The organism is Chromatiales bacterium 21-64-14 (assembly GCA_002255365.1).
Taxonomy (GTDB): Bacteria; Pseudomonadota; Gammaproteobacteria; order 21-64-14; family 21-64-14; genus 21-64-14.
Genome location: NCBI01000024.1, coordinates 26263 through 36047, shown reverse-complemented (window position 1 = coordinate 36047; position 9785 = coordinate 26263). Strand labels below are relative to the sequence as shown.

General features: G+C 66.8%; 9 protein-coding genes. 6 read left to right on the top strand and 3 right to left on the bottom strand.

Features of this window, described 5'->3' with window-relative positions; all coding sequences use genetic code 11:
* Positions 1–76: 76 nt before the first annotated feature.
* Positions 77–934: a hypothetical protein gene (locus B7Z66_11395; GenBank protein ID OYV75842.1), complete on the bottom strand. Its 858-nt coding sequence runs from the start codon at positions 932–934 to the stop codon at positions 77–79.
* A 177-nt stretch (positions 935–1111) separates the two neighbouring features.
* Positions 1112–1510, bottom strand: a complete 399-nt coding sequence (locus B7Z66_11390) for a hypothetical protein (GenBank protein ID OYV75841.1) — start codon at positions 1508–1510, stop codon at positions 1112–1114.
* 143 nt (positions 1511–1653) lie between these two features.
* Here B7Z66_11390 and B7Z66_11385 point away from each other — a divergent pair, with 143 nt between their 5' ends.
* The 5 genes from B7Z66_11385 to B7Z66_11365 all read left to right on the top strand — a co-directional run bounded on the left by B7Z66_11385 (position 1654) and on the right by B7Z66_11365 (position 7776).
* Positions 1654–3153, top strand: coding sequence for an FAD-binding oxidoreductase (locus B7Z66_11385; GenBank protein ID OYV75847.1), 1500 nt, complete (start codon positions 1654–1656; stop codon positions 3151–3153).
* 21 nt (positions 3154–3174) lie between these two features.
* Entirely contained in the window at positions 3175–4236 is a 1062-nt protein-coding gene (locus tag B7Z66_11380; protein ID OYV75840.1) for a glycolate oxidase subunit GlcE, read from the top strand.
* Between the two features lie 317 nt (positions 4237–4553).
* Positions 4554–5771: a glycolate oxidase iron-sulfur subunit gene (locus tag B7Z66_11375; GenBank protein OYV75839.1), complete on the top strand. Its 1218-nt coding sequence runs from the start codon at positions 4554–4556 to the stop codon at positions 5769–5771.
* A 162-nt stretch (positions 5772–5933) separates the two neighbouring features.
* Positions 5934–6749, top strand: a complete 816-nt coding sequence (locus B7Z66_11370) for a thiosulfate sulfurtransferase (GenBank protein OYV75838.1) — start codon at positions 5934–5936, stop codon at positions 6747–6749.
* Positions 6750–6843: 94 nt separating this feature from the next.
* Positions 6844–7776 carry a hypothetical protein gene (locus tag B7Z66_11365; GenBank protein OYV75837.1) on the top strand — a complete coding sequence of 311 codons (933 nt, stop codon included), beginning with the start codon at positions 6844–6846 and terminating at the stop codon, positions 7774–7776.
* Positions 7777–7864: 88 nt separating this feature from the next.
* Here the strand turns inward: B7Z66_11365 and B7Z66_11360 are convergent, their stop codons facing one another.
* Complete coding sequence (locus B7Z66_11360) at positions 7865–8422, bottom strand: oligoribonuclease (GenBank protein OYV75836.1); 558 nt, start codon at positions 8420–8422, stop codon at positions 7865–7867.
* Between the two features lie 101 nt (positions 8423–8523).
* On the opposite strand from B7Z66_11360, the gene B7Z66_11355 reads away from it, so the two are divergent.
* Positions 8524–9768 (top strand): peptidase M48, encoded by a 1245-nt coding sequence (locus tag B7Z66_11355; protein ID OYV75835.1) that lies wholly within the window; start codon positions 8524–8526, stop codon positions 9766–9768.
* Positions 9769–9785: the final 17 nt, after the last annotated feature.

Here is a 9785-nt window from a genome sequence, read left to right as displayed (position 1 = left end):
AGCAGACCTCTTTCGTTCCATCAACCACGCCCAAAACCCGGCCGCCTGAGGGCTCACCTACCACCCCCCTTCAGGCTCATCTCTGAATTGGAAAGGACTGGGCGCGCTCCTCATCCTCGTCCGGGGGACTGGCAGCAGGATCATCGACGCCCGTCACTTCGATCAACCCCGCCACCGTCACAGCCGTACCGCGCAACACCGTGAAGCCCGCGCGACGCGTAAAGGACAGGGCCGCCTCCAAACCGCCATAGCACTCGTGATTGCCGATTACGGCGAACTTTCCGAGCCGCGCCGAGGCCTGCGCCAGTTGATCGGCGAACGGCGCCAAGCCGTCCGCGGCACTGTCCACCAGATCCCCTGTTGAAACCAGGATGTCCGGCGCCAAGGTGTTCAACTGCCGCACCAGTCGCCGAATGCGGTACGCGCTGCTCATCAAACCCACGTGCACATCGGAGATCTGCACGATCCGGATCCGGCCAGGGTTCGCTGAAAGCTTGGCCGTGGACAGCAGGACCCTGCGTACCCGGGGACACCACGCCTCCACGAGGCCGTAAACCGCGCAAAGCAGCGTGGCGGTGGCCGCGATCGCAATCCCGGCGCGGGCGGAATCCAAGGCGCCTGGCATTGTCCAGCCGCTGGCGATACCCAGGACCCGCAACGCGGCAAGTCCCAGTGCCACCGCCAAGTGCCAGCACACGAACAGGAACAGCAGCCCCATCCAGGTGTAGCCCAATCGGGCCGCGAGGCGCGCCACACCGCGGGTTCGTGGACGGTCGAATAGATGCGCGAGGAACGGCGCCGCCACCATCAGGGCCAGCCACGCACCGAGTGCGGCGCGCCATTCCAGCGGTAGCGGGTATGCGTGCGTCAGCACAAGATACACGTAGCCGTGCATCCCACCGTAGATCAGCAGCACTGCCAGAATGAACATCATCACGCGGCCGTTACCCGACGCAGGGCAGGCGCTGTGGATCCCGCATGGGCTCCGCGCCACCCGGTAGTGGCGCAGGTGGCGCGTTCTTCACCCCGTGCCCGGCGGGGCACGGGGCGTGGCCATGGTACCCGATCGTCGAACGCGCGACCCCGCAGACCAGCCACAACGAGTGGCAAATCAGAAGACGTTGACCACCTCGGTCACGCCGGGCGACCGGCGCTTCACCAGGCGCTCCACTACGTTGCGCAGGTCGAGTACCGAGCGGGGGCACCCCACACAGGCGCCCTTCATCCGCACCCGTACCACCGACCCTTCCACCGCCACCAGTTCGATGTCGCCCCCATCCTGCATCAGGATGCACCGCGCCTCCTCCACCGCCGCCGCCACCTGGTCCGGCTCAACCGGTCCGGCGGCGGCTACCGGACCCTCCCGCTGAGCAAGGGTTTGGACCCGGTCGATGCGCAATGCCAGTGCCGGGTCCAGCGCCTCGATGGCGTCCAGTTCATCGTCGCTATAAATATGCCCAGGATCGAGGCTCAACAGGGCCTGCAACTGCGCTTCGTGGTCTGCGGACATGGGTGTTCTGCCCCTCCGGGCGATCTCGAAACTACGCGGCAAAGCCGCGAATTTTATGCGCTTTTGCGCATCGGATCGGCTACCGTCAGTATACCAGCTCGTGTACGATGACACAGGAATCCGACTACTCCCCCAAAGGCGACATGGCCCCAACTACTAACCCAGCCGAACCGATCAGTCCCGATCCCCGGACCCGGGACCGATGGTTGCGCGCCCTAGCGACGGTGCTACCGCGCGCGTCGGTCTTGAGCCGGGAGGAGGAACTGCGCCCCTACGAGTGCGACGGGCTCTCCGCCTACCGGCGCCTGCCGATGGCGGTCGTTTTGCCCGACACCGTGGATCAGGTGCAGGCGGTGTTGCGCCTCTGTACCCGGCACGGGATCCCGGTGATCGCCCGGGGCGCCGGTACCGGCCTGTCGGGCGGCGCCCTGCCGCGTCCGGACGGCGTGTTGCTGAGTCTGGCGCGTTTCAACCGGATCCTCGCCATCGATCCCGTCAACCGCACCGCGCGGGTACAGCCCGGCGTGCGCAACCTGGCGGTGTCCGAGGCCGCCGCAGCCTATGGACTCTACTATGCACCCGACCCCTCGTCTCAGATCGCCTGCAGCATCGGCGGCAACGTGGCGGAGAACGCGGGTGGTGTGCACTGCCTGAAGTACGGGCTAACGGTCCACAATCTTCAGGCCCTGGAGGTGGTCACCATGGACGGGGAACGGCTCACCTTCGGGGGCGCCGCCCTGGACGCTCCGGGCTATGACCTGCCGGCGCTGCTCACTGGCTCGGAGGGCATGCTGGCGGTGGTGGTGGAAGCCACCCTGCGGCTGCTGCCCAAGCCTGAACGCGCTCAGGTCCTGCTGGCCGCCTTCGACGACATCGAGCAGGCCGGAACGGCGGTGGCGACCGTAATCGGGCGTGGGTTGATCCCCGCGGGACTGGAAATGATGGACCGCCTGGCAATCCGTGCCGCCGAGGATTTCGTCCACGCCGGGTATCCCACCGACGCCGCGGCGATCCTGTTGTGCGAGTTGGACGGCACCAACGAAGAAGTGTCGGTGCAAATCCAGGCGGTGCGTGAACTCATGCGCGACTGCGGCGCCACCGCGGTCTATACCGCCCGCGACGAGGCCGAGCGCCAGCGGATGTGGGCGGGCCGCAAGGCGGCGTTCCCGGCGGTGGGACGATTGGCGCCGGATTACTATTGCATGGACGGCACCATCCCGCGCCGGGCCTTGGCAGAGGTGTTGCGGCGCATCGGCACCCTATCGGAGGAATACGCGCTGCCGGTGGCCAACGTCTTCCACGCCGGCGACGGCAACCTCCACCCGCTGATCCTCTACGACGCCAACCGACCCGGTGAACTGGCGCGCGCCGAGGCCATGGGCGCGCGCATCCTGGAGCTGTGTGTCGCGGTTGGCGGCACCATCACCGGCGAACACGGCGTGGGGGTGGAGAAGATCGACCAGATGTGTGTGCAGTTCCGCGCACCGGAACTGGCCCAGTTCCACGCCGTCAAACATGCCTTCGACCCCCGGGGACTCCTCAATCCCGGCAAGGCGGTACCCACCCTGTCCCGCTGTGCCGAGTTCGGCGCACTGCATGTGCATCGGGGGCAGCTACCGTTCCCGGATCTGGAACGGTTTTAGGCCAACGCGCCCGGGAACCACGTGGATCAGGATCTCACCGATACGCTGGAGCACGCGGTACGAGACGCCCACGCCACGGGCCAACGGCTGTGCATCCAGGGCGGCGGCACCAAGGGGTTCTACGGCCGCACGCCCGTCGGGAAGCCTCTCGGGACCGGCGCACACCGGGGGATCATTGCCTACGAACCCACCGAACTGGTTATCACCGCGCGCGCCGGCACGCCCCTTGACGAATTGGAGGTGGCACTGGCGAACGCGGGCCAGATGCTCCCCTTCGAGCCCCCCCATTTCGGCGCGGGTGCGACCCTGGGGGGCACCGTCGCCACCGGGCTGTCGGGACCACGGCGCCCCTACTGCGGCGCGGTCCGGGATTTCGTGCTGGGCGTGGGCATACTCAACGGAACCGGTGCCCGGCTCAGCTTCGGCGGGCAGGTGATAAAAAACGTTGCGGGGTACGACCTCGCCCGCCTGATGGCCGGGGCGTTCGGAACCCTGGGGGTATTGTTGCAGGTATCTCTCAAGGTGTTGCCGAGCCCCGAGTGCGAGGCCACCCTGGCGCGCGCCGCGGACGCACCCGGCGCCCTCACCCTGGCGAAGCAGTGGTTGATCACACCGCTGCCGCTCTCCGGAGTGGCCTGGTGGGACGGAACCCTGTACGTCCGCCTGTCCGGGACCGAGGCCGGGGTACGGGCGGCCCAAAGGATAGTGGGCGGCGACCCGGTAGCGGATGGCAACGTACTCTGGCGGGAGCTGCGCGAACAACGGCTGGCGTTTTTTACTGGAGATGAACCCCTGTGGCGGCTGTCAGTGCCCCCCGGGGCGGCGCCCCTCGATCTACCCGGGCGCTGGCTGCTGGACTGGGGCGGCGCCCAACGCTGGCTGCGCACCGCGGCCCCCGCCCGGCAGATACGGGAAATCGCAGCGGCGGCCGGCGGGCATGCCACCGGATTTCGGTACGGGGATCGCGACACGCAGGGTCTCCACCCCCTGCCTGCACCGCTGCTGGCCCTGCATCGACGCCTCAAGGCGGCCTTCGACCCGCGCGGGATCCTCAATCCCGGGCGGATGTATCCCGAACTTTAGCGTGAATTTATCACCCGTGTTCGTCGTGGCCGTGTCGGCACCCCAGCGGAACGGCGCACACAAACACCGCGCGCCGACGACGTAGCCGATATGAAATCAAGGCGTACCGCCCGTCCCGGCGGGGACCGCGGCGGGTGAAGCAGAAGATTCGCACAAAAAGGCGGGCGCGCCCGCATGATCCACAACGGCGCTGGGCCGGCGGGGCTGGGCAGCTGCAGCGGCAACCCGATCAGGTGGACAGGGGCACCGCACCTGACATCGGGCGCGGTTCATGGCAAGCTGGCCCCGCGCCCACCTGAACCGGTCCCACCGTCTCCATGCAAACCCGACTACCCGACGCCCTGATGCTCACCGAGCCCGGCCGTGCCGCCGACCGGATCCTGCGTACCTGTGTGCACTGCGGGTTCTGCAACGCCACCTGCCCGACCTATCAGCTGCTGGGCGACGAGTTGGACGGACCCCGGGGGCGCATTTATCAAATCAAGGAGATGTTGGAGGGCGCGCCGGTCTCGCGCCATACCGTGACGCACCTGGACCGCTGCCTCACCTGCCGGGCGTGCGAGACGACCTGCCCATCCGGGGTGCAATACGGCCGGTTATTGGACATCGGCCGGGCAGTCCTGACGGAGCGGGGCTTGCGTCCCTGGTATCAGCAGATCCAGCACTGGGGTCTGCGCCGGATCCTGCTGCCGCCTGCGCGCTTCGCGACCCTGCTGCGCGTGGGTCAGGCACTGCGCCGGTGGCTGCCGGGGACACTGCGCGCACGCATTCCGCAACGGACGCCGATGGCTGCTTGGCCGACGCGCCAGCACCGCCGCCGGGTGCTCTTCCCCGCCGGCTGCGTACAGCCGGCGGCGGCACCCGGGATCGATGCGGCCGCCGCACGCGTGCTGGACGGCTTGGGGATCCAGACAATCCGTGCTGGCGGCGGTTGCTGCGGCGCCCTCAGTCACCACCTGGGAGCCATGGAGGAGGCGCGTGTCCACATGCGCCGCAACATCGACGTTTGGTGGCCTTATCTCGAAGCGGGTGTCGAGGCGGTGGTGAGCACCGCCAGCGGATGTGGCGTGCAGATCAAGGATTACGGGGAGCTGCTGCGGGACGATCCCGCCTACGCGCACCGCGCGGCACAGGTCGCAGCGGCGGCACAGGACATCGGCGAATTGCTGGCGGCGGAGGATCCCGCCCGGCTACGCCGCGCCGCCGATGCGCCGCGGCGCATCGCGTTCCACGCCCCCTGCACCCTGCAACACGGGCACCGGCTGACCGGGGTAGTGGAGGGCCTGCTTGCCGGGCTGGGCTTCGAACTCACGCCGGTGAGCGAACCGCACTTGTGCTGCGGCTCCGCCGGCGCCTATTCCGTGCTCCAGCCGGCTCTGGCGGGTGCCTTGCGCGAACGCAAGCTGGGCCACCTACTAAACGGCGCCCCGGAACTGATCGCCACCGCCAACATCGGGTGTCTGCTGCACTTGGCGGCCACCGCACCGGCACCGGTCCGCCATTGGGTGGAGCTACTGGACTCGGGGTCCGGCTGAGTCTGGAGGTCCGGTCGCTACGCACTTGCCCCGCGACTCTGCGGGTGTAATCCGGACACCAAGCATCCTATACTGCGGCGTACTGCCCGCGCGTTCTTTGGTTCACTTCCTACGGCCGGACTGATGCGCGAGCGGCGATGCTTGGTCACCCATGGAGGTCGGATGTCGCAACTCGAGTTGCCCCTGGTGGTGGAACCCGACGCACTGGAACGCCATCTCGGTGCCGAAGGACTCTTGGTCGTGGATCTCAGCAAGCCTGAGGTCTACAGCCAGCTGCACGTCCCCGGCGCCGTGCACCTGGACTACGGGCAGGTCATCGCCGCCCAGCCGCCCCGTGGGGGTCTGTTACCGGACACGGCGCAGTTGAGCCGCGTGCTCAGCGCCATCGGGCTCACGCCGGACCGGCACGTGGTCGCCTGCGACGACGAGGGTGGAGGCAAGGCCTGCCGCCTGTTGTGGACCCTGGATGTGCTCGGCCATCGGCGCTACTCCCTGCTCGACGGCGGACTTCATGCGTGGGCCAACGAACAACATCCTCTGGACAACGCGCCGGCCCAGGTGCCACCCACCGACTATCAAGCCAAAATCGGTACTGAAGGCATTGCCGACTGGGCATATGTTCTGGAGCACCTCCAGGACCCTGAGGTGGCGCTGCTGGACTGCCGGACCCCAGAGGAATATCAGGGGATCAAGCGCTTGGCAGCGCGCGGCGGGCACATCCCCGGGGCGGTGAATCTGGAATGGACGCGCGCCATGGATCCCAACCGCAACCTGCGGTTGCGCCCGGTGGAGGAACTACGCGCCACCTTGGAATCCCTCGGGCTGCGCCCCGACCGGGAGGTGATCACCTACTGTCAGACCCATCACCGCTCCGCCCATACCTACATCCTGCTGAAGGCCTTGGGTTACCCCCGGGTCCGAGGCTACCCGGGCTCCTGGTCGGACTGGGGCAACCGATCCGACACCCCGATCGAGTAGGCCCCGGGGACCGCCGTCCCCAGGACGCCCGCAGGATTCCCGTGCATCCCGCCCACCCGCGACGGTCCGCCACCGCCATTGCCGCCGCGGCGCCATGACCAAGCGCCCCGCCGGGCCGGCCGGAAGCAGCGCGCACCCCGCCCTGTTGCGCGGCGCGTTGCTGGCCCTGGGTTCCGCCTGGATGTTTGCCTCCATGGGCGCGGCGGTAAAGGTGGTCTCCCGCGAGCTGCCCACCGACATGGTGGTGTTCTTCCGCAGCCTGTTCGGGCTCATCGCATTGCTGCCCTGGCTCCTGCACTGTCGCGCCGGCTCCCTCGCCACCCGCCGCTATCCCCTGCACTTGTTGCGGGGCCTGTCAGGACTGACAGCGATGTACTGTTTCTTCTACGCCCTCGGGCACTTGAGCCTGGCAGAGGCGGTGCTGCTGAACTTCACCGCGCCCCTGTTCATCGCGGTGATCGCACTGCTGTGGCTCGCCGAACCGGTTCCCCCGGCACTGCGCAGCGCGCTGGGAACCGGTTTTCTGGGCGTAATACTGATCCTCAAACCCGGTGCCGGGATGTTCGCACCCGCGGCACTGGTGGGGCTGACCTCCGGCGCCTTTGCCGGCTTGTCCATGGTCACCATCCGGCGCATGGCGGACACCGAGCCCACCGCGCGCATCGTGTTCCACTACAGCACCATCTGCACTGTGGTCTCCGCCGTTCCGCTATTCTGGAGCTGGCACACACCGGCCCCGGGCTTGTGGCTCTGGCTCGCGGCCATCGGCACCCTCGCCACCGCCGGCCAATTGCTGCTGACCAAGGCCTACTCCCTGGCCCCCGCGGCCCGGGTGGGGCCGTTCACCTATGCCTCAGTCGTGCTCGCCGCCGGCTACGGCGCGTGGTTCTGGGGAGAAGCGCCGGACCGCTGGACCGTGGCCGGCGCGCTGCTGATCTCACTGGCAGGCATACTGGCGATCCGCCGGGAGCGCCTCCCGGCGCCCCTGGACGCGGGGGCGGGGATGGCGAACGAAAACCGCGGCTAGCCCGCGCTTCTTAATCGTCCGCCGCTGTGGCCACCGCGGCGACTGCGCAACGAACAAGGATGAAAACCGCGCGCTCGGGCGGGAAACATCAAAGCGGGGAGAAGTTAAAGAACTGTTCGCGGTAGTAACGCAGTTCGCGGATGGAATCGCGCACATCGTCCAGCGCAAGATGGCTCGGGGTCTTCTCAAAACCCGCCGCGATCCGCGGTGCCCAGCGCTTCGCGAGCTCCTTCAGGGTGCTCACATCCAGATGCCGGTAATGAAAATACTGTTCCAGCCGCGGCATCCACCGGTGAAGAAAACGCCGATCCTGGCAGATGCTGTTGCCACACATGGGCGAGACATTGGCCGGAACCCAGAGCTTCAGAAATTCCAGGGTCTGAAGCTGCGCCTCCTCGACGTCCACCCGACTCCTGCGCACTCGCTCGATGAGACCCGACTTGGTGTGCTGATTCTGGTTCCAGTTATCCATCTGCTCCAACACCGCGTCAGTCTGATGAATCGCGAGTACCGGACCTTCCGCCAGGATCTCCGGCCGGCTGTCGGTGACGATGGTGGCGATCTCCAGAATATGATCGCGATCGGTATCCAATCCGGTCATTTCCAGGTCGATCCAGATCAGGTTGCCAGGGTCTAGTCGCGCCATGAACCGTTCCTTTCGTGTTGTAAGTCAGCCGGGCAGGTTGCCAACCATTTCAGCAAAAGCTACTCTGCATGGATATTTTCAAGCGAGGTGCACGCCCACCCATGAACCCGTTCGGAATCGTGTTTCTCGCGTCCCTGGCGGCGTCGGTACTGCTGCACCACTGGCTGGATCTGCGCCAGGTCCGTCACGTGCTGGTTCATCGTAACACGGTACCCGTGGCGTTCCGCGATCGAATCCCGTTGACCGCTCACCAGCGCGCCGCCGACTACACGGCAGCGCGCACCCGCCTCGGCAGCCTCGAGGGACTCTACCAGGCGACGCTGCTGCTCGGATGGACCTTGGGCGGCGGGCTGCAACTGGTGGATCACCTCTGGAGGGGCCTGGGACTGACCCCTCTGCTCACCGGAGTCGGCGTCATGATCACGGTATTCGCGCTCATGACACTGCTGGAGCTCCCTTTCTCCTTCTACCATACCTTCGTCCTGGAACAGCGCTTCGGGTTCAACCGCATCACCCTGGCCCTGTTTGGCGCCGACCTGCTGCGCCAGCTCGCCTTGTTGCTCCTGCTCGGATCCCCGGTGGCGTGGGTCGCCCTGTGGCTCATGGCACATTCCGGCGCGCTCTGGTGGCTCTATGTATGGGCAGTGTGGATAGGTTTCGGGCTCCTGATGACCTGGGCCTATCCCACTCTGATCGCGCCGCTGTTCAACCGCTTCACGTCTTTGGAGGACGCCACGCTGCGTACCCGCATCGAGGCGCTGCTCAAACGCTGCGGGTTCTCCAGCCGGGGCATCTATATCATGGACGGCTCGCGGCGCTCCGCCCATGGCAACGCCTATTTCACCGGCCTTGGCAACCACAAGCGCATCGTGTTCTTCGATACCCTGCTGGAGGGACTCGCGCACGACGAGGTGGAGGCGATATTGGCGCACGAACTCGGCCATTTCCGGCTCCGGCACGTCGTCAAGCGCCTCGTGTACATGGCGCTGTTGAGCCTTGCGGGGTTGGCATTGTTGGCTTGGTTGATCCGCGCACCATGGTTCTACAGCGGGCTCGGTATCCATACTCCGTCTGACCACACCGCGCTGCTGTTGTTCCTGTTGGTCTCCCCGGTGTTCGGGTTCATTCTGCAGCCGCTGGCCGCGCGTTTGTCGCGGCGCCATGAATACGAGGCGGACGCCTTCGCCGCCCGGCAGACCGATCCCAGCGCGCTCATCCGCGCACTGGTGAAACTCTACAAGGAGAACGCCAGCACCCTGACGCCGGACCCCCTGTACTCCGCATTTCATGATTCCCATCCCCCCGCACCGCTGCGGGTCGCCCACCTATCGTCTAAAATGAGTTGATGCACGAAGGAGTGCTG